Source organism: Pararhodobacter marinus (assembly GCF_003122215.1).
Taxonomy (GTDB): Bacteria; Pseudomonadota; Alphaproteobacteria; order Rhodobacterales; family Rhodobacteraceae; genus Pararhodobacter; species Pararhodobacter marinus.
Genome location: NZ_QEYD01000004.1, coordinates 353,120 through 378,825 on the forward strand (window position 1 = coordinate 353,120; position 25,706 = coordinate 378,825).

Consider the following 25,706-nt stretch of genomic DNA (forward strand, 5'->3'; position numbering starts at 1 on the left):
CGCGTGACCCGGCGGTGACCCGGGCGGCGTTTTGCCGGTTACCGGATATGCCCGGAATCGAAAAGGAAATGTCTGATCGGTGAAGCGGCGGCGCTGGTCGTGCCCCGCTTCCTTCGCGTCTAATCGGGGCCAGACGAACCCGGATTGACCAAGGGAGCCCCGATCCATGCACAGCCTGCTGAAAACGCTCGAAGCCCGGGGCGAGCTGCGCCGCGTCGCGAAAGCCGTCGACCCGCAGCACCAGCTGGCCGCCGTGACCCGGGCGGTGCAGCGTGCGGGCGGCGAGGCGGTCCTGTTTGAGAACGTCACCGGCAGCGACATGCCCGTCGTGTCCAACATCTTTGGCAGCCACCAGCGGCTTTGCGACATGATCGGCGCCGGGACGCAGACATTCAACGAGCGGTGGATCGCGCTGACCGAGGCCTGCATCGCCGCCGAACCGGGCAGCACGACCCGCCCCGCGACCGAACAGGAAGCGGCGGGTTTCGTCAGCGGCAAGCTGTCGGATCTGCCCGCCATCACCTGGCACGGGCGCGATGGCGGCCCCTATTTGACCAGCGCGATCTTCCTGGCCAACGATCCTGAAACCGGCGTCGCGAACCTGTCCTTCCACCGGTCGCAGCAGATTTCCGATCAGGAATTGCGGGTCCGGCTGGGCGGCACGCATGACCTTGCCCGCTACCAGCGCGCCGCCGAGGAAAAGGGCGAAACGCTGGAAGCGGCGCTGATCCTCTCGGCCCCGCCCGAAATCTTCCTGTCGGCCTGCGCCTCGCTGCCCTACGAGGCATCCGAATTGTCGATGGCCGCGCAGATCCGGGGCGAGCCGCTGGCGATGCGCAAATGCGTGACGCTGGATCTGGAGGTGCCGGCCAGCGCCGATATCGTCGTCGAGGGCCGTTTCCTGCCGCATGAACGCCGCCCCGAAGGGCCGTTCGGCGAGTTCATGGGCAATTACGTCGAGGTGGGCCCCAACCATGTCTTCGAAATCACGCATGTCAGCTACCGCAAGGACGCGGTGCTGCACGGGCTTCTTTGCGGCTCGCCCGAGGATCTTCGCCCGCTCGAAGCCGTGACGGCGGCGCGGGTCTACCGGGCGGTCAACGCGGCGGTGCCGGGTGTGCTTGATGTCAGTTGCCGGCCGAACGTGATGATCTCGATCATCAAGATCCGCAAGGCCTATGAAGGTCATGCGCAGCACGTCTTCCTGGCCGCGCTGGCCTCGCATCTCGATTACAACAAGGTGGTGATCGTGGTGGACGAGGACGTGGATATCCACGACCTCGATGACGTGATGTGGGCCTATCTCACGCGCGGGCGGGCGGATACGCGGGCGATGATTCTCAACGATATTCCCGGCTTCTACCGCGATCCGAAAAAAGACCATTGGGGCCGTCTGTGCATCGACGCGACGATGCCCTGGGGTCGCGAAGAGGAATTCGCCCGCAAGTCGATCCCGGGTCAGGACGAGATCGACCTCGCGGACTGGCTGGCATGAGTGCCCCGCAGCGGTTGATCGTCGGGATATCGGGTGCCTCGGGCGTGCGCTACGGCGTGCGACTGCTGGAGATCCTGCAGGACACGCCGATCGAGACGCATCTGGTCATGTCGCAGGCCGCCGAGATCACGCTGGCGCATGAAACCGACTGGAAGGTCGCACAGGTCTACGATCTGGCCGACAGGGTTCACGGCGCGCGCGATATCGCGGCGGGGATTTCCAGCGGCTCGTTCCGGACGCTGGGAATGGTCGTCGCGCCCTGTTCGGTGCGCTCGATGTCCGAGATCGCAAGCGGCGTCACCTCGGGGTTGCTGACGCGGGCGGCGGACGTGGTGCTGAAAGAACAGCGCAAGCTGGTGCTGATGGTGCGCGAAACGCCGCTGCATCTGGGGCATCTGCGCACCATGACCCAACTGGCCGAGATGGGGGCGATCATCGCCCCGCCGGTGCCGGCCTTCTATAACCGGCCCGGAACGCTGGACGATCTGGTCGATCACAGTCTGGGGCGGGTGCTGGACCTGTTCGGGATCGAGACGGATCTGGTCCGGCGCTGGAAGGACTGACCCGCCGTCCGTTCCGGCAGCGCCCCGGCAGGGCCCCGCCACGAACGCCGCGCTCAGTCGGCGTCGATGCGGAAGGCCGGGGGCGTCGGACGGGTCACGTCGGGAACCGGGATCGCGTCGATCATGCGCCGGGTGAAAGCGTGCTGCGGGTTCGACCAGACCTCGCGCGCGGGGCCGGTTTCGACGATCTCGCCCTTGTACATCATCGCCACCCGGTCGGCGAAGGTTTCGACCAGCATCAGGTCGTGGCTGATGAACAGATAGCTCAGCCCCATGTCGCGCTTCAGTTCCCACAGCAGGTTCACGATCTGCGCCTGGATCGACACGTCCAGCGCCGAGACCGGCTCGTCGCAGATCAGGAGGTCCGGCTGCATCACCAGCGCCCGCGCGATGCCGATCCGCTGACGTTGCCCGCCCGAGAATTCATGCGGAAAACGGCGGCCCCAGTCGGTGGGCAGGCCCACGCGCTCCATCATCTCGTGCGCGCGCTTCAGCCGCGAGGACGCCTCGCCGATCTGGTGGATATCCAGCGGCTCGCGGATCAGCTGTTCCACCCGCTTGCGCGGGTTGAGCGAGGAAAACGGGTCCTGAAACACGCATTGGATATGCGGCCGGTAGCGTTTCAGCCGGAAACGGTCGAGCCCCGCGATATCGTTGCCCTCGTATTCGATGCTGCCCGAAGAGGGCGCCTGCAGGCCAAGGATGGTGCGCGCCAGCGTGGTCTTGCCGCAGCCGGATTCGCCAACCAACGCCAGCGTCTCGCCGCGCTCCAGTTGCAGCGAGATGCCCCGGACCGGGTGGATCATCTCCTTGCCGACGCGAAAGCTGACATGCAGGTTGTCGATGCGCAGAAGCGGGGTCGTCATGTCAGGGTCTCCCGGGCGACGGGGTGGAAACAGGCATAGCCATGCGCGCCCTCGAACGTGGGTTCGGGCACGCGCGCGCGGCACAGATCGCTGGCATTGGGGCAACGCGGGGCGAAGCGGCAGCCGGGCATCGGATCGGCGATGGAGGGCACGGTGCCGGGGATTTCGCGCAGAACGCCGCCACCGGCTGCCGCCCGTTCGGGATTGGGCGTCGCGTCCAGCAGGCCGCGCGAGTAGGGATGGCGGGGCGACAGGAACAGATCGCGCGTCGGCGCTTCCTCAGCCTTGTTGCCGGCATACATGACCATCACCCGGTCCGCGGTATGCGCGACGAGTCCCAGATTGTGGGTGATCAGCACGATGGCCACGCCGGTATCGCGCTGCAGCCGTTTCAAAAGCCGCATGATCTGCGCCTGAACGGTCACGTCCAGCGCGGTGGTCGGTTCGTCGGCGATCAGCACGTCCGGGTTGCAGGCCAGCGCCATGGCGATCACCACGCGCTGCAATTGCCCGCCCGACAGCTTGTGCGGATAGGACCAGGCCAGCGCTTCGGGGTTGGGCAGGTCGACCTTGGTCAGCAGATCGATGACCCTTTTCCACGCCATCTCGCGCGGGAGCTGTTCGTGCTCTTCGATCACTTCGAGCACCTGCTTGCCGACCGGGTAGAGCGGGTCGAGCGCGGCCATGGGTTCCTGAAAGACCATCCCGATCTCGACCGCGCGGACCTTGCGCATGGCGCGGTTGTCGGTGATCGGCAGCTCGCGCCCCTTGAACCGGACCGAGCCGGCGGTGCGTTCCACAGCATCGGGCAGAAGCCCCATGATGGCGAGCGAGGTCATCGACTTGCCGCAGCCAGATTCGCCGACGATGGCCAGCGTCTCGCCGGCATGGACGGTGAACGAGACGCCGCGCAGGATCAGCAGGCCGGGTTTCTTGCGGACGCTGATCTGCAGGTTCTCGACGGCAAGGATCGGGGTGGTCATCAATGCCCCCTCTGGCTGCGAAGCCGCGGATTGAGGTAATCGTTGAGCCCGTCGCCCACCAGGTTGAGCGCCAGCGCGGTCAGAAGCAGGGCGATGCCGGGAATGGTCATGATGTACCACGCGTCGCGCAGGTTGTTCTTGCCCATGCCGATCATCGTGCCCCATGTGGTCACGTTGGGATCGCCGAAGCCCAAGAAGCTGAGCGCGCTTTCCATCAGGATCGCGGTGGCGATCATGATCGTGGACATGACGGTGACGCCCGACATCGCGTTGGGCAGGATCTGGGTGAAGATAATGCGCCGGTCGCTCATCCCGGCGACGATGCAGCCCTGCACATAGGCCTTTTCGCGCAGCACCATGAACTCGCCCCGCACAAGGCGCGCGATGGCGGGCCAGCTGACCACGGCAAGCGAGAAGATGATCACCTGGATGGACGGGCCCAGAACGGCGACGACGACGATGGCCAGCATGAATTGCGGGATGGTCTGGAACAGCTCGGTGATCCGCATGAGCAGGTTGTCGATCCAGCCGCCGTAATAGCCGGCATAGGCGCCCACGAGGATGCCGAACACCATCGCCACGGTGACCGAGGCGAAGCCCACCAGAAGCGACACCTGCGCGCCGTAGAACAGGCCCGCAAGGATGTTGCGGCCCAGCCCGTCGGTGCCCAGCGGCGCGCCCGGATACTGGCCGGGCCATTGCAGCGGCGGCCCCATCATCGTGTCGGGCGGCTGCGGAAACAGGAAGGGTGCCGAGGCAGCCATGAAGAACACCGTGGCCAGCAGGATCAGCCCCACAAGCAGCATCCAGTCGCGGAACACGGCGGTGACGAAGGATTTCACGCGGTCCATCACTTCAGCTCCACGGTCGGGTTGATGATGGCATAGAGCAGATCGACGATCAGGTTGGCGACAATCACGAACAGCGAACTGAGCACGAGGATGCTGAGCAGCAGGTTCAGGTCCCGCTGGAACATCGCGTCGAACATCAGCCGCCCGACGCCCGGCCACGAGAAGACGGTTTCGGTCAGCACCGCACCGCCCAGGAAGTTGCCGATATTGGTGCCGACCACGGTGACCAGCGGCAGCACGGCGTTCCTGAGCGCGTGGCGATAGGCGAGCCGTCGCTCGGAGATGCCCTTGGCGCGGGCCACGCGGATGAAATCGAGCGACAGCACTTCCAGCATCCCGGCGCGCACAAGCCGGATATAGATCGCAAGGTAGAAGATCGACTGTGCCAGCGCGGGCAGGATCAGGTGATGAGCGATATCCACCACGCGGTCCCAGCCGGTATGGAAGGCCAGCACGTTCTCCATCCCCGAGGTGGGCGTCCAGCCCAGCCAGACCGCGAAGATCAGGATCATCATCAGGCCGATCCAGTAAGGCGGGGTGCCGTAAAGCAGCAGCGCCACGAAGGAAATCGCCCGGTCCGGCCAGCGATTGGCATAGCGCGCCGCCGTGACGCCGAAGACGATGCCGCCGATCACCGCGATCAGGATCGCCGCGCCCATCAGCATCAGCGTGGCGGGCAGCCGGCTGAGGATCAGCGTCGAGACGCGTTCGTTGAACACGTGCGAATAGCCCAGATCCAGCGTGGCCAGCCGGGTCAGGAACGCCCAGAGCTGGCTGAGCAACGGCTGGTCCAGCCCGAACTGCGCGCGAAGCTGCGCGATGTATTCGGGATCGGCGGTGCCGGCCTGTCCGGCCAGCGCCTCGGCGGCGTCGCCGGGGGCGAGCTTCAGAAGAAAGAAGTTGATGATGGCAATGGCCAGCATGGCCAGTGCACCGTAGACCAGCCGCTTGCCCAGAAAGGCCCAGGGAAAGCGGCGTCGGATCGGTTTCATGCGGGGATTTCCGTGGAGCTTGCAGCCGGCAGGCGGCCATCGGGCAGGGCAAGACCCTGATGGATGGCCACAAGCCAGTCGTAATAGCCGTATACCGGCAGGTCCAGCGCTTCGGAAAGCGCCTGCTGATAGGGCGGCAGGTTGGTACATTCGAGGACCAGCGCCCGGGTTTCCGGCGCGCGGTCCAGAAGGGTCCGGGCGGCGGCGATCAGGTCGGCCTCGGCACGGGCCGGATCGATGCGACGCCCGGGGTCGTTGGCGCGCAGCACGTCAATGAGATGCGCATCGTCGGGCAGGGCGCCGACGGGCAGCTCGGCCTCGGCGCCCGCCGCGCGCAGATGCGCGGCGGTGATCGAACCATCCAGAAGCCCCATAATCGCCACCTTGCCGTGCTGGCGCTGTCGCAGGCGGATCTGCAACAGGGACGAGGCGGTGAACGGCACCGGGCAGTCCCCTGCCAGCCGCTCCTGATGGAACACCAGAAGCCCGCACGAGGTCGTCACCAGCCTTGCACCGCGCGCGACCAGCCTGTCGCGCGCGGCGGCAAAGCTGTCGGCCAGCGCCGGATCCTGCGGGTCACCCCGCAAAACCCGGTCGATGCCCGCCCCGCCCACCGTTTCGTACAGCACCCTGCCGCCGAACGAGCGTGCATTGCCAATATCGCCGGGCGGCCGCGCGAAGCGGGTGTCCAGCAACAGGACGCCGACAAGCGGCAGGGGCTGCACGGGATCGCTCATCCGGTGAAGGCGAGCGAGCCGTAAGGTGCGCGGATGCCGTCGGGGCCGGGAACGAAGTTCTCGACATTGGCGGCGGCGATGGTGACGTAGATCGGCCGCGCCACGGGCAGGATCGGCAGATCGGTCATGGCGATCTGCTGGAAGCGCACGAAGAGTTCGCGCCGTGCCTCGGGGTCGGGCTCGACCGCGGCGGCTTCCAGAACGGCGTCCATTTCCTCGCTCGCATAGCCCGTCGAGTTGACGAAAGGCGTCCCGGGCGAGGCGGCCTCGGACCACCAGAAGCGCTGCGAGCCGATGGTCGGATCGGCGGTGACCGATCCCGGATACAGCGTCAGGTCGTAATCGTATTCGCCAAAGACCGAGCGGATGAAGGTGGGGATATCAGCGCTGATCAGTTCCAGATCGATCCCGATATCGCGGAAGTTCTGTTTCAGGAACTGGCCCATCCGCTCGTAGGTATCGCCCACGGTGGGCGCGATCAGCCGCAGGCCGAAGCGCATACCGTCCGCGTCCCGCTCGTAGCCGGCCTCGTCCAGAAGCGCGTTGGCGCGGTCGGGGTCGTAGTCGTATTGCGGTACGTCCGAGGTATGGAAATTCGGCAGCGTTTCCGGGATCGGGCTGTCGAGGATCTCGGCCAGTCCGTAATAGACCACGTCCAGCATGAGGTCGCGGTTCATCGCGTACATCAGCGCCTGACGCACTTCCAGTTTCGCCAGATGCTCGTTGCGCATGTTGGTGTGGATCATGTCGAGCGAGTTGTTCATCTCGGTGCCACGGGTCTCCACCTGGAAATCGGGGCTGTCGATGAAGCGCTGGACCTGGTTGACCGGGATCGGACCATCACCCGCCAGATGCAGTTCGCCCGCATCCAGGGCGGCGGCGCGCGCCGAAGGATCGGTGATGATGCGGATCACGAGGCGTTCGAGCTTCGGTTCGCCCTCGCCCCAGTAATTCGGGTTGGCGGCCATCACGATGTGCGAGCCGCGCTCCCAGGTCTGGAAGACGAAGGGCCCGGTGCCCACGGGGGCGTTGTTGGCGGGGTTCTGCAGAACGTCGGTGCCCTCGTAGACATGCTTGGGCAGCATCGGCGATTCCCAGCCGGCCAGCGCGTACATCAGCGCGGGCGCGGGTTGGCTGAGGCGGAAGATCGCGGTCAACGGATCGGGCGTTTCCACCGCCGTGACGCTGGCCAGTGTCGAGCGGCCGCGCGGGTGGTGAACCTTCAGGATTTCCATGATCGTGTATTGCACATCGGCCGAGGTGAACGGCTCGCCGTCGTGCCAGGTGACGCCGTCGCGCAGGGTGAAGGTGATCGACAACCCGTCCTCGGCCACTTCCCAGGCGGTCGCCAGCGCCGGGATCGGCGAGACGTCGAAATCGTAGTTCAGCAAGCCTTCGAGCATCTTGCCCGAAACCACCGTCACCGGCGACGCGGTGTTGAAGGCCGAGCACATGGCGTTGGGCTCGGGCGTCACGCACATGGCGAGCGTTCCCGCGGGCTGCGCGCTCAGCGGCCCGAAGGGCAGGACGCTGGCGGCAAGGCCCGCGCCCGAGGCCATCAGAAGGGCGCGGCGGCTCATGGCGAGAGGGGGATGTTGGATCTTTTTGGTCATGTGGTTTCCCTGTTGCGCTTGTCTTTCGGCCCTTGGGCCCCTTTGTCGGCGCCAAGCGCCGGAACGCTTTGCTGGCGGCACGGGTGACGCAGTAGGTCGAGTATTCCGGGGTGGGTGCAATCTCGCCAGTAGGGGTGTTTCAGATTCCAGTTCTGATTTTTCTGTTATCGGTCATTTCACCCGTTTCGCCTGCAATCAGCGCGCGAGGGCCGTTGCAACTGTCCCTGATCGGGTGAAAACCTGAGGGAAATCAACAGTCGGGAACCGTGACATGGATCATGCGACAGGCGCAGACATGCTGGCGCTTCTGATCCGCGACTGGGCGGGTCTGCCGGTCTTCCACGTGCCGGGCGAAGGCATTCTGGAGCTGGTCGACGCGCTCGAAGGCGCGGGCGCCGCTCTGGTATCGTGTCGCCACGAGGCCGGGGCAGTCGTGGCCGCGCAGGCGGCGGGGCTGGTCGCGGGGCGGCCCGGGATCGCGCTGGTGGGCCGGGCGCCCGGGGCGCTGAACGCGGCCCTGGCGCTGCACACCGCGCGCACCGACGGGGCGCCGATGATCCTGATCCTGGGCCAGCCCTCGCGCGCGATCGCGGGGCGCGAGCCTTACCTGTCGAACGCCGATTTCGCTCAGGCATTCGCGCCGTCGGCCAAGTGGGTCGGGTCGTGTGACAGCGCCGCGCGGCTGGTCGAGAGCTTCTCGCGCGCGTGGAGCGAAGCCCTGAGCGGGCGGCCGGGTCCGGTGGTTCTGGCCCTGCATGAAGAGGTCTGGCACGAGAGTATCCCCCGCGCGGGCCTGCCCGGCACGGCGCCTGTGGTCCCGCGCCCGCAGGCCGCGCCCGACGATCTGGACCGGCTGGCCGATGCGCTGGCCGAGGCGCGGCGCCCGCTGATCATCGCCGGGGGCAGCGGCTGGACGGCGGCCGAGGCCGCCGCTCTGGCCGCATTCGCCTCTGAAAGCGGGATCCCGGTCGCGACCGCCTATCGTCGCCGCGACCTGATGCCCGCCAGCCATCCGCTGATGGCGGGAGAGTTGGGTATCGGCGCGGATCCGGTGCTGGCGGCGAAGGTGGCCGAGGCCGATTGCCTGCTGGTGCTGGGGATGCGGCTGGGCGAGATCAACACCTTCGGTGCCAATGTCTTCGAGGGTTATCGCCTGATCGAGGCGCCTGTTCCCGCGCAGGCGGTGCATCACGTTCATCCCGATCCGGCCGAGCTGAACGCCGTCTACCGCACCCACAGCGCGATACTGGCGCATCCCGGCGACGTGGTGGCGGGGCTGCGCGCGCGCGGGCCGAAACGGCATGCGCTGACCGAATGGCCGCAAAGCCTGCGCGCCGCGCGCGAAGCGTTCACGACGGGCAGGCCCTGCCTCGGACCGCTGGACCTGAACGCCGTGTTCCGCACCCTGCGCGCGGCCTTGCCAGAGGACGCGATGCTGACCGTGGGCGCCGGCGCCTATGCGCATTGGCCGCAGCGCTATTTCCCGCATGAGGTCTTCGGCACGCAACTCGGCCCCAAGAGCGGCGCGATGGGCTACGGCCTGCCCGCGGCCATCGGCGTGCAGGCTGCGCAGCCCGGCCGCCGGGTCGTCGCGGTGGCAGGGGACGGATGCTTCATGATGCAGGGCGAAGAGCTGGCCACGGCGGCGTTGTACCGCCTGCCCATCGTCACCATCGTGGTGAATAACAGCCTGTACGGCGCCATCGCCGCCTCGCAGAGCCGGATGTTCGGACGACGCAGCGGCACCGCGTTGGCGCCCGTCGATTTCACCGCACTGGCCGGGGCAATGGGGGTGAAGGCGTGGAAGGTCACCGCGACCGACGCCTTCGCCCCGGCCCTGCAGGACGCGCTGGCCGAAGGCGGCCCCACCCTGATCGAACTCATCACCGGCGAAGAGGCCCTGAAACCATGAGCGACATCATCGTCATCGGCGCGGGTATCGCCGGGCTGACCGCCGCCTATCGGCTGCGGCAGGCGGGCCATGCCGTCACCGTTCTGGAAGCGGGCGCCGTGCCCGGCGGGCGCGTCGGCGATCGCGAGACGCGCGGCATCCGCTACAACGCGGGCGCGCGGCTGATCTACCCGTTTTCCAAACCGTTCAACCGGCTGCTCGACGAGCTGGGCCTGCGCGAGCAGATGGTGCCGGTGCGCAAGCTGTCGGCCCAGTGCCTCGGCACGGACGAGGACTGGCGGATCGAGCTGATGCCGGGTCCTGCCAGCCTGCTGACGCCGGGCCTGTCGCTGGCCGAACGGCTGCGCTTCGTGACCTTCGGCGCGAGGATGCTGCTGTCGCGGGCAAAGGCCGATCCCGACGACGCGGCCAGCGCGCTGGCGGCGGACCGCGTCAGCCTTGCCGACTACACGCGGCAGAAGATCGGGCCGGGCGCGCTGGCGCGGATGGTCGATCCGGTCTTCCGGGGCACGCGGTCGTGGAACGCCGAGGACATCTCGGGCGCCTTCTTCGCCTCGACCACGCCGCATCTGATCGGGCAGGACACGGTTCATGTATTCCGCAACGGCATGGCCACGCTGCCCGAGGCACTGGCCCGGGGGCTGGATCTGCGTTGCAACACGCGGGTCACGGCGGTGACGCGGTCCGGGACGGACTACGCGGTCGAAACCGAAAGCGGAACGCTGCAGGCCGCGCGCGTCGTCATGGCGGTCGAAGGCTCGCTGGTTTCCGGGCTGATGCCCGATCTGGCCGAGCGCCAGCGCGCCTTTTTCGACAGCGTACGCTATAATTCGCTGGGAATCGTGCATTACCGGCTGAAGGGGGACGTCGCGCCAAGGATGAATTTCTTCGCGCGCGAGACGGCCTCGAGCATCGCCACCTACCAGCAAAGCGCGGCCAACCCGGCGACGGGGCAGGCGGCGCAGCTTTACGCGCAGCTTTCGCCCGAAGCCAATGCCCGCGCCATTGCCGAGGGGCGCACCGGCGATCTGCACGCCCTCATCGAAGAGCGGCTGTTGCAGCTTTACCCGACGCTGCACGCCGATTGCGAGGACCGGGTCGAGCAATGGATCGAACGCAAGCTGCCGACCTTCTACCCGGGCTATGCGGCGAGGATGGCGGCTTTCCGGGCCGAACAGCAGGGTGGGCTGGCCTTTTGCGGCGATTACCTGGCCCAATCCCTTTTGACCGGGGCCTCGGCCAGCGGCGAGCGGGCGGCGGCGCAGATCCTCGCCTCATTCTGAGGGGTCGCGCGCCTTTGCCGGGGCTGCCGCGTGCTTGGCGCTCGAGGGCAGCACCCCGAAATGCAGCTTGAAGGCCGAGGTGAAGCTGGCCTGCCGCTTGTACCCGGCGGTCTGGGCGATCTCGGCGATGGACAAATCGCCCTGCTCCAGAAGGGTCAGCGCGTAATCCATCCGGAACTTCTTGCGGTATTCGAAGATCGTGGTGCCGTAGAAGAACTTGAACCCGGCCTTCAGCTTGGTCGCATTGGTGCCCAGTTCTTTCGCGAGATTGGTGGCCGAGTAGTTCTTGGAGAAATCCGTGGCCAGCATCTCGCGCGCGCGCTCGAACATGGCGAAATCGCGCTGCGAGAAACTCTGCGCGCCTTCGTCCGAGCCGTCGTCCAGCGCATCGGCGACAAGGCAGATGATCTCGGTCAGCTTGGCCGATGCCCGCATCAGGTCGCGCGGGCCGTCGAAGGGGATGTCCCATAATGCCTGCAGCGCGCGCACGAAGGCGCTGTTGATCTTGCGCTCGACCAGAGGGATCTCGCCCGGGAGCGGGTTGAACAACCGCTCGACAGTGCTGGATTCCAGCCCGAAACTGTCGCGCAGAAGGGCCGGCGCGACATAGAGGCCCAGAAGCCGGTAGCCGCCCGGCGGAATGCGGACGGTATAGGACAGGTCGGGCGGGCAGCGCAGCGCCACCATCGTTGCTTCGTGCACGGGGTGATTGTTGCCCTGGGCAGGCGGCGGGCTGCCTTGCTCGACATCCCAGCTCAGATGCACGGGGCCTTCGATCTGGAAATGCAGCTCGATCAGGCCCTCGTCGCGGACCTCCTCGTGGCGTTCGTCCAGCGTGTTGCAATCGGTGATGCCGCAGAAGATCTGGTCGCGGACCGACAGGAAACGATAGAACCCGCCGCCTTCGTCCGGGGCCAGATCGACCCGCGCCGAGAACAGGCCCTGCGCGGGATCGGCCAATGTCGCATAGCGGTCAGGCCGGGCGGCGAGGCTGCGGAACACGCCCGCCAGCGTGCCGCTTTCGTCTCCGAATTCGCGCCGCCACAGGCTTTTCACGGCGGGTTGCGTGTCGCGCTGGCCGGTCATGCTGGGCGGTTCCCTCCCGTGCTGGCGATGCGCGGACCAGCTTACCGGCGCGAGGCCGAGACCTCAATCTCGACCTTCGCGCCCGGCGCGGGAAGCTGGCAGACCAGCAGCGTGTTGGTCGGGCGCACGGCGTCGAAATGCGTCTTCAGCACCTGCGCCACGCCCTTCGCGAAACCGGCTTCGGTGATGTAGACCCGCACGGTCTTCACATCGGCCAGCGAGGCCCCGGCCTGTTCCAGCGCCCCGGAGACCGAGGCCAGCGCGTTTTCCAGCTGCGCCTCGACGCTGTCGGGAAAGGTCCCGTCGGCATCGGGGCCAAGGCTGCCCGAGACATGGATCACCGGGCCGTCGATCACCGCCTTGGCGAAACCTGCGAAATCCTCGGCCGGAGAGCCGGAAAAGATACGGTCCTTCATGGCTTACGCTTCCTCGGATTTGCGGACGATCAGCGCCTTCTTGCGCAGGAAGCGGTGGAACCCGCCATGGCCGTAGCGGGTGCCGCCCAGCCCCGAGACGCCGAAGGCGGTTTTCTCGGCCCGGTCGCCGACGCCGCCCATGGTGTCGAAATCGTTGATCCAGACGCCCCCGGCATTGATCCGTTCACCCACGGCGACCGCTTCTTCCTCGTCGCCGATGACGGTCGCCGACAGGCCGAAAACCGTGTCATTGGCCAGCCGGATCGCCTCTTCGGGTTCGTCGAAACGGGCGATGGGGATGATCGGGCCGAAGGTTTCGGCCTGCATGATCTCCATGTCCTGGGTGACATCGACCAGAACCGTCGGTTCGCACCAGATGCCGCCATCCTTCTCGATCAGCTTGCCGCCGGTCAGGACGCGCGCACCCTTGGCCACCGCGTCATCGAGCTGGGCCTGCAGGATACGCGCCTGCTTGCGGAAGATGACGGGGCCCAGCTCGCCCGATTGCAACCCCTCGGTATTCATCGTCAGCGCGCGCGTGCGGGCGACGACGCGGTCTACGAAGGTCGGATAGATGTCCCGCCCGGCATAGACGCGCTCGATCGAGCAGCAAAGCTGACCCGAATTTTCCATCGCGCCGCGCACCACGATCTCGGCCGCCTCGTCGGCATCGGCGCTGTCGAGCACCACCGCCGGGTCGTTCCCGCCCAGTTCCAGGAACGCCGTCTTGAACTGCGCAGCCGCGCGTTCCTGCACCTTGCGTCCGGTCGGCACGGAGCCGGTGAAGACCACCATGTCGGTCACATCGATCACCGCGCCGCCGGTTTCGCCGTCGCCCGCCGCGTAATCGAGAACGTCACGCAGATACTCGACCTCGGACACCGCTTTCATGAAGGGCTCGATGAAGCGCGGCGTGACTTCCGAGGGCTTGGCCAGCACGGCAGAGCCCGCCAGAAGCGCGGTGATCGCGTCGATCATCGACAGGATCAGCGGGTAGTTCCAGGGCGAGATGATCCCGACCAGCGGGTAGGGGACATATTGCTGGCGGAAACTCAGCGTGCCATCGCCCGAGCCGCCGGTGGCCGCGGCCAGCGCCTCTGCAGCGGTGGCGACGCGCATCCTGGTGATGCCCTTGAGGCCCTCGACCTCGGCCACCGACATGGCGTGGCGCCCGGTATCGACGGACAGCGCGTCGACGATGGCGGCGTAATGGCGGTCCACCGCGTCGCACATCGCCAGCATCGCGGCCTTGCGGCCTTCAAGCCCGATCTCGGTCCATGTCCGCTGACCCGCACGCAGACGCTCGGCCCGGGCCTGCAGGGCGGGCAGGTCCGCCACCTCGATCTGATGGTCGACGATCCCGGTCCGGGGGTTCGTCACGTCGATTGCACGGCTCATCGGGGCAGCTCTCCGTCATGGGTTTTCAGCGCTTTGGCGCAGCATGAAGCGCGCGGCGAGCGGCGGAAAGACAGGGCCGGGCGATGCTTCCGATATCGAAAATTTTCCGCCGGAAATCCGCAGTGTGGCGGGGGCGGGGCCTGTCAGCGCGGAAGCGCCATCGCCTTGTAGGCTACCTGCGCGCGGTCGAGCGTGGCGAGATAGCGCGCCGCCGCCGCGTCGCGGTCGCCGCGCGCCAGCGCCGCGACGACGGCCGCGTGATCCTCGGCCACCGCCGCGCGATTGGCGCCCTCGGCCAGTGTCACGCTGCGATAGGCCTGCATCCGGTCGTTGCAGTGATCGGCGATCTCGGTCAGGAACCGGTTCGCGCAAAGGTCGAACAGCGCCCGGCGGAAGGCGGTATTGGCGGCGATGAAATCGCGCGGCGCATCGCCCCGGATCGCTGCCTTCTCGGCCTCGGACGCGGCCCTGAGGGCCGTCACGTCCGGCGCATCGGGGATCTGCCGCAGGATGTCGGCTTCCAGGAGAAGCCGGGTGTGGAACATATGCGCGACCTCGTCGCGGCTGAGCAGGGGCAGGCAATAGCCCCGTCCGCGCTCGGTCAGGATGCCGTTGCCGACAAGCCGGAACAGCGCCTCGCGGATCGGCGTGCGCGAGGTTTCGAGCGCCGTGGCCAGTGCGGGTTCGGTGATCAGGTCGTCAGGGCCGTAATCGCCGCTGCGGATCGCCTCGAGCACCCAGTCGAAGACCTGATCGCTGAGCCTTGCGCGGCGCAGGATACGGGGTTTGGCCGGGGTCGGAATCATGGGGCGTCCTGTCGGTATTCGGGGGCGCAGGATAGGGGGCCTGCCGGGGCGGGACAACGCCCCTCAGCCGGGTTCCAGCCCTGAACGCCGGTCACGCGCGCGCGCGGCGCGGTCGCGGCGGGCCGGATCGCCGAAACCCGCGCCGCCCGGCACCTCGAAGCACAGACGCTCGCCGGGGCCGATGATCTGGTAGCCCTTGGGCTGAAGCGCCGCGCCCGAGGCCAGCCCCAGCGCGCCCATCGCCCCCTCGGTGCCGCCTTGGCGGCCCTGCGCGCGCACCGTGGTGCGGTCGAACATCGCAAACAGCGCCACCGGGCTGCCGTCGCGGGTGGCCAGTTCGATGCTTTGCCCATAGCCGCCGCGATAGGTGCCGTCGCCTGCCGAACCGGGGCGCAGTTCCTTTTTCCACAACACGATCGGGGCGTGGCTTTCGACCACCTCGACCGGCATGGCGCGCACGCCCGAGGGGAAGGCGGTGGTGGACAGCCCGTCCGCCATCGGCCGCGCGCCGCCGCCGCCGGCGTTGAAGAACAGCGTCTCCCAGGCCGGGCCCTGCCAGTCGCCGGGGAAATGCCGCGCGACTTCGGGCCCGCCTCTCAGCTGGATGCCCCAGAGCCCCGCCGAGCCTTCGGCCGGGACCCTGTCGGGCAGGATCTGCGCCAGGCAGCCCAGTACCGCCTCGGGCAGGAACTGGCCGATAATGTGGCGCGCGCTGACCGGGTTGGGGCGGGTGACGTTCAGGATCGAGCCTTCGGGCGCCACGACGCGGACGGCAGACAGCGACCCGGTGTTGTTGGGCACGTCGGCGCCGATGATGCAGCGGGCGCCGAAGGAGGCGTAGGCATTGGTATAATTGTAGACCAGGTTGATGCCCTTCGGGTGCGAGGGGCTGGAGCCTTCGAAATCCAGAAGCACCTCGTCGTCGCCGATGGTCAGCGTGCAGGTGATGGTGATCGGCGTACCGAAAGCATCAAGCGTGATCGTGTTCGAGGCCGAGGTCCTGGGCAGCTTGCGGATTTCCGCAAGCATCGCGTCGCGCGACCGGGCGAGGATCTCGGCGCCGACCTCTTCCAGATCTTCCAACCCCAGCGTTTTGACCGCCTCGACCAGGACCTGTGCGCTGGCCTCGTTCGCGGCGACATAGGACAAGATATCGGCCTCGACCTCGTCGGGGGTGCGGACATTGGCGCGGATCATGGCCATCAGATCGGCGTTCACCACGCCCTTGCGGGTCAGTTTCATCACCGGGATCGCCAGTCCCTCCTCGAAGACCGACGACCCGTCCGGGCCTTGCCCGCGTCCGCCGATATCCAGCTGGTGGCAGGTGCAGGCGAAGAAACCGATGACCCGCCCATCCTTGAAGACGGGCGATGTCACGGTGATGTCGTGCACATGCCCCGACGCGATCCACGGATCGTTGGTGATCAGGTGATCGCCCTCGTCCAGCGTATCGGCCGGATGCACGGCCAGCATCTGCGGTACGGCGGCGACGGTCGAGTTGACATGGCCGGGCGTGCCGGTCTGGGCCTGCGCCAGCATGTTGCCCGCCCGGTCGAACAGCGCCGCCGACAGGTCGCCCGAATCGCGCACCACCGGGCTGAAGGCGGTGCGCATCAGCGTGCGCGCCTGTTCCTCGACGATGGCGATGAGGTTCGACCAGATCACCTGAAAGCGGATTTCGTCCTGTGCCTTGGTCATGTCAGCCCTCTTGCCCGGTATAGGTCAGCAGCACGTGGCCGCCCTGGATGCGGCGCGCGTCGAAGCCGCGCGGAACGTGGATCGTCGTGCCCTTGTCCTTGATCAGCGCCGGGCCCGGCAGCGGTTCGGTGCCCAGATCCGCGCGCAGGATCTGCGGCGCGGGAACCATCGTGCCGCTGTCCAGATCGAAGAGCGGAGCGGTTTTCGGCAGCGCACGATCCAGCCGGTCGGCCACCGCGGGGGTCGGCGCCGTGCCCTCGGCCGCGACGCGCAGGCTCAGCGCGACGATCTCGACCGGGATCCGGTCCAGCGCGCGTTTGTAGAGCGCGGCGTAATGGCTCTGGAACAGGGCGTGCAGGCGCGGGGCGTCGGTCTCGGACAGGTCGCTGTCCTCGACCGGGATCTGCAGCGTCTGTCCCTGTCCCCGGTAGCGCAGGAAAAGCGTGCGCTGTGCCGCCTGATCCGCGCCGGGCGCGGCGGCGGCGACGAAGGCGCCGGCTTCGGCCGCCATCTCGGCATAGAGCCGGTTGTAGAGCCCGGCATCGAAACGGGCGAGCGGCATGGCGACGGTGCGGGAAAGCTCGTAGACCGCCTGCGCCTGCAGGAACCCGATGGCCGAGCCGATCCCTGCGCCCTGCGGCACGATCACCCTTGTGGCGCCAAGCTTTCGGGCGATGCGCGCAGCGTGGATGCCGCCCCCGCCGCCGAAGGCGATGATCGGCCGGTCGCGCAGATCGGCGCCCTTCTCGCGGGCATGTTCGCGCGCGGCACCGGCCATCTGTTCCTCGACAACCTCGGCCAGCGCGGCAGCCGCGGCGAGCGGCTCCAGACCCAGCGGACGACCGACGCCCTCGCTCAGCGCCTGCGTGGCGAGCGCGGCGTCGATCGCGATGCCCGATCCGTCGAAATCGCCGGGCGAAAGGCGTCCCAGTTCAAGATTGGCATCCGTGACCGCCGCCTGCATCCCCCCCCGCGCGTAGCAGGCCGGGCCGGGATCCGAGCCCGCGCTTTCGGGCCCCACCTGCAACCGGCGCTGGCCGTCGACCCGCGCCAGCGAACCGCCCCCCGCGCCGATCTCGACCAGGTCGATCACCGGGATGCGGGCGGGCAGGCCGCTGCCCTGCCGGTGCATATGCTCGCGTGCCATCTCGAAAGACGGGCTGCGGCGTGGCACGCCCTTGTCGATCAGGCAGACCTTGGCGGTCGTTCCGCCCATGTCGAAAGCCAGGATCGCGTCCTCGCCCAGTTCCCGGGCCAGCCCGGCGGCAAAGACGGCGCCTCCCGCCGGGCCGGATTCGACCAGCCGGATCGGAAAACGCCGGGCAATGTCGAGATGACACAGGCCGCCGTTCGACAGGAACATGAAGACCGGCGCAGACACGCCCAGCGCGGTCAGCCCGGTTTCCAGGCGGTCCAGATAGCTTGCCACCAAGGGCTGCACGAAGGCATTGGCGGCAGTGGTCGAGAACCGGGCGTATTCGCCGATCTCGGGGGACACGTCGCTCGACAGACTGAGGCTCACGCCCGGCAGCAGCGGTTGCAGGATGTCGCGCGCGCGGCGCTCATGCGCGGGGTTCACATGGGCATGCAGGAAACACAGCGCGACGCTTTCGATGCGCTCATCCCTGAGCTGCCCGGCAAGGCGGTGCAGAGCGTCTTCGTCCAGGGGGCGCAGGACAGAGCCGTCGGCGGCCAGCCTTTCGGGCACTGCGAAGCGCCACCAGCGCGGGATCAGCGGTTCGGGTTTGACGATGGTGATGTCGTATTGATCGAACCGCCCCTCATCGCCCATAGCCAGCACGTCGCGAAAACCGTCGGTCGTGACCAGCGCGGTGCGCGCGCCCTGCCGCGCGATGATGGCATTCGTAGCCAGCGTGGTGCCGTGGACGATGCCGGTGACATCGCCGGGGGCATAGCCCGCCTCGCGCAGGATCTGCTGCACGCCCTGCAGGATCGCCTGATCCGGGGCTTTCGGCGTGGTGGGCAGTTTCAGGGTGCTCAGCCCCCGGGGCGTGGCCAGCGCGAAGTCGGTGAAAGTCCCGCCAACGTCGATGCCGATACGGATCTCGCTCATGTCTGTGGTTCCTCGCCGGGCGTTCCGTTGTTCATTATTCATTATTTGTTAATGACAGTGAAATGACAGACCGCCCCGGTCCTGTCAATCGGTCCGCTCCGGGGCCGGCGGGCAGAGCTTTCGGCATTCGCAACAGCGGCTTTGCCGCATTCGGGGCTAGGCAATGCCTCTCGGCGTCGTATCCCTCGAAGAAAGGAGGATCCGATGACGATTTCAGACTTGCGGCGCGATCTTGCCCGCCACGCCGGATTTGGCGAGAAATACACAGGCGGGCCCGGCGATCTGGCGACGGCCGCGTGGATCGAGACGGAATTGCAGGCGGCAGGGTACGAGACCTGGCGTCAGGACGTGACACTGCCGCGCAACCGGGTGGACCGGTTGACGCTGTCGGGTCTGGACGTGGCGCTTTACGCCCAGCCCAACCTGGTGCCGGGAACGGTGACGGCGCCGCTGCGGGTGATCCATGACCGGGTTCAGGCGGCGCGCGCTGCGGGGGCCATCGCGGTGATCCGGGCGCCTTACGGGCGGCATTCGACGATCTGGCTGCCGCCCTTCCGCGACCTGATCGCCGATGCACTCGAGGCCGGGGCGAAGGCGCTGGTGGTGCTGCCGACCGGTCCCTCGGGCGATATCGTGGGGTTGAACACCTGGGCGGATCGTCCCTTCGCGCCAGTGCCTCTGGTCATCGGGCGGCCCGACGATCTGCCGCTCTACCTGCGCAACGAGGGGCAGACGCTGACTCTGACCCTCAGCGGCGCGGTCGAGCCGGTCGCATCGCCCAATATCCTGGCCCGCCGGATCGCCGGGCCGCGCTGGATCGGCCTTTCCACCCCGCGCACCGGGTTCTTCACCTGCCTGACCGAGCGGGGATCGGGCACGGCGGCGTTTCTGGCGATGGCGCGTCGGCTGCCCGCTTTGTACCCGGAGCGCTCGGTGTTCCTGATGAACACGACCGGGCACGAGCTGGCGTTCGGCGGGACCCATGCCGCGCTGGATCACGCGCCGCCGCCCGAGGACACGGATGCCTGGGTGCATCTGGGCGCGACGCTGGCGTCGAACGACCAGCAGGAGACGCGCAACGGCCAGATGCTGAGCGTCGCCGATCCCAATCGCGTGGTGATGGCGTCCGAGTCGATGCGGGACGCCTGCGCGGATGCCTTCGCGGGACTGTCCGGTCTGGCGCCGCCGCGCGCGGTCGTGCCGGGCGCGGGCGAATTGTCGACCATCGTCGATCTGGGATATCGCAACGCCTTCGCGGTGCTGGGGCAGGGGCGCTGGTTCCACACGCCGCAGGATACGCTCGACAAGCTGGATCCCGGGCTGCTGGCGCCGGTCGTCGAGGCGCATTTGCGCGCGCTCGACGCCGGGTTGCGGCTCTGACGCGGCTGCGCGCCTACCAGAGATGGGCGCGCAGGAACCGGACGTTCAGCACCTCGCCATAAAGGAAGTACAGCACGCAGCCCGCGCCGACGGCATAGAGCGCCACGCCCCAGAGCGGGCGCAGCCGACCCACCAGCAAGAGATAGGCCACGACAAAGCCGACCATCGCCGCGATCTGTCCCACCCACCAGGCGGCCAGCACCATGGCCAGCAGCAGGCCGAAGAACACCGCCGTGCGCACGGGCGCATCGACGGCAGGCAGCGTTTCCCCGCCCCGCAGGCCACGCCGCAGATCGGCAATCAGCGCAAGCGTGCAGGTCACAAGCCCGCCCACGGTGACGATCATCGGCATGGTGCGCGCAAAGAGCGACCAGTCCAGCGCCTCGATCAGGGCCCAGCCGAACAGCACGATCAGCGCCGCTCCGAAGCCTGCCGACAGCCACGGGTTGCGCGCCGCCCCTTCCTGTGCCGGGTTGTCGGAGGCGGTCACCGCCATGCGCCGGGCGCTCCAGAACGAATAGACCATGAAGACCAGCACGCAGCCCAGCAGGAACAGCGTCTGCGGACGGGCAAGGAAGTCGGCGGGCGCGTAGGACTGGATCGCCAGCACCGCCGATTGCTCCATGATCGAGCCCAGCACGAAGCCCAGCACCAGGGGCGGGCGCGGCCATCCTGCCTGTCCCATCAGCCAGCCCAGCACGCCGAAGCCCAGGAGCATGTACCAGCTGGCCAGATCCGCCGCGTAAAGCCAGGCACCCATGAACAGGAACATCAGCACGGCAGGCACGATCAGGTGCCCCGAGATGAAGGCCGCGCGGGCGAACTGGCGCCCCCAGGCCATCAGCAGCCCCGCCGCGACCAGGTTGGCCAGGATGATCGTCCAGACCATGCTCACGGTCAGGTCCAGATGCTCGGTGATCATCGCGCGGCCGGGTGTCAGCCCGTGGATCAGCAGCGCGCCCAGCAGGATCGCCATCGCGCCGGTGCCGGGGATGCCCAGCGTCAGCGTCGGGATCAGCGCCGCGCCGATCACCGCGTTGTTGGTGGATTCGGGAGCGATCACGCCCCGGATGTCGCCCTTGCCGAATTGCGACTTGTCCTTCGCGGATTGCACCGCGTGGCCATAGGCGATCCAGTCCGCGACCGCGTTGCCGATGCCGGGCAGCAGGCCCATATAGGTGCCCAGCAACGCGCAGCGGATGGCCAGCCAGCGGTGGCGGAACGCGTCGCGGATGCCGTCCATCAGCCCGCCGCCCTGCGCGGTCTCGCGCGGCACGGCCGAGATCGCCGAGTCGCGCAGCGACAGGCGCAGCATCTCGGCGATGCCGAACAGGCCCAGCACCAAGGGCACCAGCGGCACGCCGTCCATCAGCGATACCTGTCCGAACCAGTAGCGCGGCGACGGGCTGGAAACCGGGAAACCCACCTGCGACAGCAAAAGCCCGATGGCGGCGGCGCCCAGACCCTTGGCCAGCGAATTGCCCGACACCGATCCGACCATCAGCAGGCCCAGAAGCGCCAGAAGGAAGAAATCGGGCGTCCCCAGAAGCATGATGAGCGGCATGGAAATGGGCAGGAACAGCAGCAGCATCAGCCCGCCGACCACCCCGCCGAAGGCCGAGACGGTATAGGCGGCCCCCAGCGCGCGTTCGGCATGGCCCTTCTGCGCCAGCGGATAGCCGTCAAGCACCGTGGATTGCGATCCCGCCGTGCCGGGTGTCCCCAACAGGACGGAGGACAGCGTGTCGGCGGTGGTGATGGGCGCGAACATGCCCAGCAGAAGGGCAAAGGCCTGCGCCGGTTCCATGCTGAAGGTGAAGGGCAGCACCAGAACAAGGCCGGTCACACCGCCCAGTCCGGGCACCGCGCCCAGCCAGATCCCCAGCAGCACGCCCCCCAGCAGGTAAAGCGGGGTCGGCCATTGGGCAATAAGGGCAAAGCCCGCGAAGATGCTGTCGACCAAGGTAGCGTCCCTTTCGGAAAGGGGCCGGGCGCGCGATGGCGTCCCGGCCTGTCTGGGTGGCGTCGTTTGCGGGGAGCGGGTGTTAGCGCGAATAGCGCTCGATGTAACCCTGCATCGTCTCGACGATCTCGGGCGAGACGGCGCGCACCTCCTCGACGATGGCCTGCGCCTCTTCGCGCAAGACGACCGCCGGCTCCGCGCCCAGAACCTGGGCCATTTCCGCGGTGAAATCGGGATCGGCCATCATCTGCGCGAAGGCCTCGGCATACATGTCCTGCACCGCGTCGCTGGCCCCCGGCGGCGTGGCGAACAGCCAGGCCAGCCCGTCGGCATTGCGTGTCAGGTAGCGGATCAGGTCATAGGCCGGCCCCGATGGCGCGCTGCCGGTCTGGCGAGTGGCGAAGGCGTGAAAGGTGGGGATGCCCTGCAGCGCCGGGTTCTCGGCCTCGCCGCCCTCGACGGGCTGACCCCAGTAATACAGGGGCAGGGTCTCGCCGGTTTCCACCATCTCGGGCACGATCGTGGTCAGGTAATTGGCGACGGTCCCGCTGCGCAGGTCGATTTCGCCGCGCCGCATCGCGGCCAGCACGTCGGCGCCGCCGGTATGGCCGCCGACGTAATCGTTTTCCAGCCCCAGAATGTCGAGCGAAGCCGCAGTGCGGATATCCGTCGAGACATTGGGGGCGATCCCGCCCGCGCGGATCGTGCCCAGGGCCATGAAATCCTCGGGCGTGGCGACGGTGCCGCCGGCGGTTTCGGTGCGCACATGCGTCACCCATTGCGTCGCCAGACCGCCCAGGATGCCCATCTCGTGGAACGGCACCTGCAGTTCGGGCGGGTCGATCACCCGTGTCGCGCCGCCCCAGGCCAGCCAGCCCAGCGTCAGCCCGTCGGGCTCCGAGGCATGGACGTAGCGGATCCCGCGCAGCAACGCGCCGCCGGGCATCGGCACGGCGATCACCTCGGGTTCGCCCGGCAGGAAGCGGCCCAGATTGGCGGCGATCAGTTGCGCGCTGAGCCCCACGGCGCCGCCCGGCCCGGTATTGTAGACGATCTGCACCGTTTCGCCCGACAGATCCTCGGCCGCGACGGCCGGCGCAGCGGCAAGGGCGGACAGGCAGACGCCAAGCGTCAGGGCGCCGAGCCCCTGCATCCTTTGAGACCCATGGCCGGGTTTGGACGAACAAGACATGCCGGATACCTCCCTGTTTCGGCGTCGGGCCGGCATTCCCCCTCCCGGAGAGCGTCGCGCCCGGCTTCAGCCAAGCCCAGCACGGCGCCGAAGGGAAGCATTCGTGACGCGAACATAGCTTTCGCGTTCCGCAAAAGGTGGGCCGTCGTGGGGTGAGGGAACAGCGGGGCCATGGCGCGGGCCGCTCACTTTGTCGCCACGCGCCGTTCATTCCGTTCCGGCTGTCATTCAACCCTTGGCCGGTTCCGCGCCCGGCTTTCGCGGAAACGCGCAGCCGGCCCCGGTCGGGCCATGCCACGCAAACGCAAGGCGTCACCGGGTTGCCGGGTCGTCGCGCCGCAGCGTCGCGTGCTCGGCCCGCGACAGATGCGCCAGCACCCGCGCCGTGTCGCCACCATGGCGCGCCATGGCGCGCCGCCAGATTTTCAGGGCCGAATGCGGGGACCAGGGCAGCGCGGCCTGCGCAAGCCAGGCCCGCAGTTCCGGCGGCAGGCGGTCATAGGCCGCCATCGGGTTTCCGCGCGCAGCCCGCCGTTTCAGCCGGCTGCGCAGGTTGGTGCGGGGGGCGCTCATCGGGAAGGCTCCGGTATCCCGTCAAGCCGCCTGTGGCGCGCGGCGCCAGACGGGGAAGGGGTCGGGCAGGTCGTCCCACAGATGCGGCGTGAAGCTGTCCGCGCCGTCCAGCAAGGCCGCGTCCAGCGCCGCCGTGATGTCTGCGCGGTCCATCCCGGTGCCGATGAAGACCAGTTCTTGCCGGCGGTCGCCGAAAGGTTCCTGCCAATGCGCCTGAAGATAGGCGCGGGCCTCGGGATGATCGGGGCGGCGGCCTTCGGGAACCGTGGCCCACCAGATCCCCAGCGGCTTGACGCTGGACAAAGCGCCCGCCAGCGAGAATTCGGCCAGCCAGTCGGGCCTCGTGGCGATCCAGAAATGGCCCTTGGCGCGGATCACGCCCGGCAGCGGCGCGTTCAGCACGTCATGGAGGCGCTGCGGATGGAACGGCCGCCGGGCGCGGTAGACGAACGAGGTTACGCCGTATTCCTCGGTCTCAGGGACGTGGTCGGCGAAGCCGTAAAGCTCCTTGGCCCACATCGGATGCAGATGCGCCTTTTCGAAGTCGAAAAGCCCGGTGTCGAAGATGCGATCCTGCGGCACGTATCCGTAATCGGCCTCGATGATCTGTGCATCGGCGTTCAGGGCGGCGACAATCTTGCGCGCCGCATCCAGCTTCTGAGGACCGGCATCGGTAGCCTTGTTCAGCACGATCACATCGGCGAATTCGATCTGTTCGACCAGCAGGTCGACCAGCGTGCGGTCATCTCCGTCGCCCATTGTTTCCCCCCGCTCACGAAGGAAATCATGGCTGGCATAATCGGCCAGCAGGTTCACCGCGTCGACGACCGTGACCATCGTGTCCAGCCGCGCCACGTCACTCAGGCTGCTGCCGTTCTCGTCCCGAAAATCGAAGGTGGCGGCGACGGGGAGGGGCTCGGAAATGCCGGTGCTTTCGATCAGCAGATAGTCGAAACGCCCCTCCTCGGCGAGGCGGCGCACCTCGGTCAGCAGGTCGTCGCGCAGCGTGCAGCAGATGCAGCCATTCGACATTTCCACCAGCTTTTCCTCGGTATGGCTGAGATCTGCGCCGCCACCCCGCACGAGATCGGCGTCGATATTCACCTCGGACATGTCATTGACGATGACCGCGACCTTGCGGCCCTCGCGATTGTTCAGCACGGCGTTCAGAACGGTCGTCTTGCCGGCCCCCAGGAAGCCCGAAAGCACGGTCACGGGAAGGCGGAAATCGGTTGCTGGCATCTGGGTTCCTTCTGGCTTGAATGGAAATTATGTTATAACATAACTATCGGTCTTCATCGGGGTCCGCAAGTGCCGCGTCAAAGACCGGCCGTCGGTCTGTTCAGGAAGCTCGTGATGAAACGCCCCCTTGCCACCGTGGCCCTGCTGCCGGGCCTCGCCCTTCTTGCCGGGAGCCGCAACGCATGACCGTCCTTTCCGCCAATGACATCGGCGTCCGCAACGGGTCGGCGCAGCTGCTGGAACCGCTGACCCAACGTTCCGACGCGGTATCGGGCGGCGAGATGCAGCGTATCTCGCTGCTGCGGGCCTTGCTCCGGCGCCCGGCCTTCCTGTTCGCGGAAGAGCCGACCTCGCGTCTGGATCCGCTGCCCCAGCAAAAGATGATCGCGCTTCTGAGCGACGTGGCCGAGACCGAGGGCACGGCGATCCTGCCGGTCAGCCACGATCTTGCGCTGGTGCGCGTCACGGCGGACCGGGTGCCGGATCTCGACGCACGACTGGAGGCGGTGCAGGCCGCCTGACCGGCCCGGGCGTGCCTCCGATTGCGATTGACCGCCGGGGGATAAGGCGTAGGGTCCCGGCG

Annotated in this window: 22 protein-coding genes; 6 read left to right on the forward strand and 16 right to left on the reverse strand. The window is 67.7% G+C overall.

Translation table 11 applies throughout. The features are described 5' to 3' along the window. The first annotated feature begins 166 nt into the window (after positions 1–166). Both C4N9_RS08495 and C4N9_RS08500 read left to right on the forward strand, forming a co-directional pair. A complete protein-coding gene (locus C4N9_RS08495) occupies positions 167–1,495 on the forward strand; it encodes a UbiD family decarboxylase (protein ID WP_109532882.1) in 1,329 nt (442 codons plus the stop codon). Continuing rightward, on the forward strand, positions 1,492–2,058 hold the full coding sequence (locus tag C4N9_RS08500) for a UbiX family flavin prenyltransferase (protein ID WP_109532883.1): 567 nt from the start codon (positions 1,492–1,494) through the stop codon (positions 2,056–2,058). Before C4N9_RS08495 ends, C4N9_RS08500 begins: the two co-directional genes overlap by 4 nt. A gap of 53 nt (positions 2,059–2,111) precedes the next feature. On the opposite strand, the gene C4N9_RS08505 is transcribed toward C4N9_RS08500, so the two are convergent. The 6 genes from C4N9_RS08505 to C4N9_RS08530 are packed head-to-tail and all read right to left on the reverse strand — an operon-like array spanning position 2,112 to position 8,100. After that, positions 2,112–2,924 (reverse strand): ATP-binding cassette domain-containing protein, encoded by an 813-nt coding sequence (locus C4N9_RS08505; protein WP_109532884.1) that lies wholly within the window; start codon positions 2,922–2,924, stop codon positions 2,112–2,114. Continuing rightward, positions 2,921–3,907: an ABC transporter ATP-binding protein gene (locus C4N9_RS08510; RefSeq protein WP_109532885.1), complete on the reverse strand. Its 987-nt coding sequence runs from the start codon at positions 3,905–3,907 to the stop codon at positions 2,921–2,923. The genes C4N9_RS08505 and C4N9_RS08510 overlap by 4 nt, the downstream gene beginning before the upstream one ends. After that, a complete protein-coding gene (locus C4N9_RS08515; RefSeq protein ID WP_245902493.1) occupies positions 3,907–4,758 on the reverse strand; it encodes an ABC transporter permease in 852 nt (283 codons plus the stop codon). Before C4N9_RS08515 ends, C4N9_RS08510 begins: the two co-directional genes overlap by 1 nt. Then, positions 4,758–5,750: an ABC transporter permease gene (locus C4N9_RS08520; RefSeq protein ID WP_210404000.1), complete on the reverse strand. Its 993-nt coding sequence runs from the start codon at positions 5,748–5,750 to the stop codon at positions 4,758–4,760. The genes C4N9_RS08515 and C4N9_RS08520 overlap by 1 nt, the downstream gene beginning before the upstream one ends. After that, positions 5,747–6,487, reverse strand: coding sequence for an aspartate/glutamate racemase family protein (locus tag C4N9_RS08525; protein WP_146195139.1), 741 nt, complete (start codon positions 6,485–6,487; stop codon positions 5,747–5,749). The genes C4N9_RS08520 and C4N9_RS08525 overlap by 4 nt, the downstream gene beginning before the upstream one ends. Then, positions 6,484–8,100 carry an ABC transporter substrate-binding protein gene (locus tag C4N9_RS08530; protein WP_109532887.1) on the reverse strand — a complete coding sequence of 539 codons (1,617 nt, stop codon included), beginning with the start codon at positions 8,098–8,100 and terminating at the stop codon, positions 6,484–6,486. The genes C4N9_RS08525 and C4N9_RS08530 overlap by 4 nt, the downstream gene beginning before the upstream one ends. A gap of 271 nt (positions 8,101–8,371) precedes the next feature. Here C4N9_RS08530 and C4N9_RS08535 point away from each other — a divergent pair, with 271 nt between their 5' ends. Next, a complete protein-coding gene (locus C4N9_RS08535) occupies positions 8,372–10,012 on the forward strand; it encodes a thiamine pyrophosphate-dependent enzyme (protein ID WP_109532888.1) in 1,641 nt (546 codons plus the stop codon). Beyond that, the gene (locus C4N9_RS08540; RefSeq protein WP_109532889.1) at positions 10,009–11,295 is read left to right on the forward strand and encodes a protoporphyrinogen/coproporphyrinogen oxidase; all 1,287 of its coding nucleotides are present in this window, start codon (positions 10,009–10,011) and stop codon (positions 11,293–11,295) included. Before C4N9_RS08535 ends, C4N9_RS08540 begins: the two co-directional genes overlap by 4 nt. Here C4N9_RS08540 and C4N9_RS08545 read toward each other — a convergent pair. The 6 genes from C4N9_RS08545 to C4N9_RS08570 form a co-directional block, all read right to left on the reverse strand. Further along, entirely contained in the window at positions 11,287–12,381 is a 1,095-nt protein-coding gene (locus C4N9_RS08545) for a helix-turn-helix transcriptional regulator (RefSeq protein WP_109532890.1), read from the reverse strand. The genes C4N9_RS08540 and C4N9_RS08545 overlap by 9 nt on opposite strands. A 41-nt stretch (positions 12,382–12,422) precedes the next feature. Further along, the gene (locus tag C4N9_RS08550; protein WP_109532891.1) at positions 12,423–12,797 is read right to left on the reverse strand and encodes a Rid family hydrolase; all 375 of its coding nucleotides are present in this window, start codon (positions 12,795–12,797) and stop codon (positions 12,423–12,425) included. Positions 12,798–12,800: 3 nt separating this feature from the next. Then, complete coding sequence (locus tag C4N9_RS08555) at positions 12,801–14,195, reverse strand: aldehyde dehydrogenase family protein (protein WP_109532892.1); 1,395 nt, start codon at positions 14,193–14,195, stop codon at positions 12,801–12,803. Between the two features lie 143 nt (positions 14,196–14,338). Next, complete coding sequence (locus C4N9_RS08560) at positions 14,339–15,001, reverse strand: GntR family transcriptional regulator (protein WP_109532893.1); 663 nt, start codon at positions 14,999–15,001, stop codon at positions 14,339–14,341. A gap of 63 nt (positions 15,002–15,064) precedes the next feature. Continuing rightward, positions 15,065–16,699, reverse strand: a complete 1,635-nt coding sequence (locus C4N9_RS08565) for a hydantoinase B/oxoprolinase family protein (protein ID WP_210404001.1) — start codon at positions 16,697–16,699, stop codon at positions 15,065–15,067. Position 16,700: 1 nt separating this feature from the next. Continuing rightward, entirely contained in the window at positions 16,701–18,773 is a 2,073-nt protein-coding gene (locus C4N9_RS08570) for a hydantoinase/oxoprolinase family protein (protein WP_109532895.1), read from the reverse strand. 204 nt (positions 18,774–18,977) lie between these two features. Here C4N9_RS08570 and C4N9_RS08575 point away from each other — a divergent pair, with 204 nt between their 5' ends. Then, entirely contained in the window at positions 18,978–20,153 is a 1,176-nt protein-coding gene (locus C4N9_RS08575) for a M28 family peptidase (RefSeq protein ID WP_109532896.1), read from the forward strand. Between the two features lie 13 nt (positions 20,154–20,166). Here the strand turns inward: C4N9_RS08575 and C4N9_RS08580 are convergent, their stop codons facing one another. The 4 genes from C4N9_RS08580 to zigA all read right to left on the reverse strand — a co-directional run bounded on the left by C4N9_RS08580 (position 20,167) and on the right by zigA (position 25,123). Continuing rightward, the gene (locus tag C4N9_RS08580) at positions 20,167–22,116 is read right to left on the reverse strand and encodes a tripartite tricarboxylate transporter permease (protein ID WP_168192171.1); all 1,950 of its coding nucleotides are present in this window, start codon (positions 22,114–22,116) and stop codon (positions 20,167–20,169) included. An 82-nt stretch (positions 22,117–22,198) separates the two neighbouring features. Continuing rightward, entirely contained in the window at positions 22,199–23,308 is a 1,110-nt protein-coding gene (locus tag C4N9_RS21865) for a type 2 periplasmic-binding domain-containing protein (RefSeq protein WP_168192172.1), read from the reverse strand. A 312-nt stretch (positions 23,309–23,620) separates the two neighbouring features. Then, positions 23,621–23,881: a DUF6525 family protein gene (locus tag C4N9_RS08585; protein ID WP_109532898.1), complete on the reverse strand. Its 261-nt coding sequence runs from the start codon at positions 23,879–23,881 to the stop codon at positions 23,621–23,623. A 21-nt stretch (positions 23,882–23,902) separates the two neighbouring features. Then, the gene (gene zigA / locus C4N9_RS08590) at positions 23,903–25,123 is read right to left on the reverse strand and encodes a zinc metallochaperone GTPase ZigA (protein ID WP_109532899.1); all 1,221 of its coding nucleotides are present in this window, start codon (positions 25,121–25,123) and stop codon (positions 23,903–23,905) included. 182 nt (positions 25,124–25,305) lie between these two features. Here zigA and C4N9_RS08595 point away from each other — a divergent pair, with 182 nt between their 5' ends. After that, the gene (locus tag C4N9_RS08595) at positions 25,306–25,644 is read left to right on the forward strand and encodes an ATP-binding cassette domain-containing protein (protein ID WP_109532900.1); all 339 of its coding nucleotides are present in this window, start codon (positions 25,306–25,308) and stop codon (positions 25,642–25,644) included. The last annotated feature ends 62 nt before the right edge of the window (positions 25,645–25,706 follow it).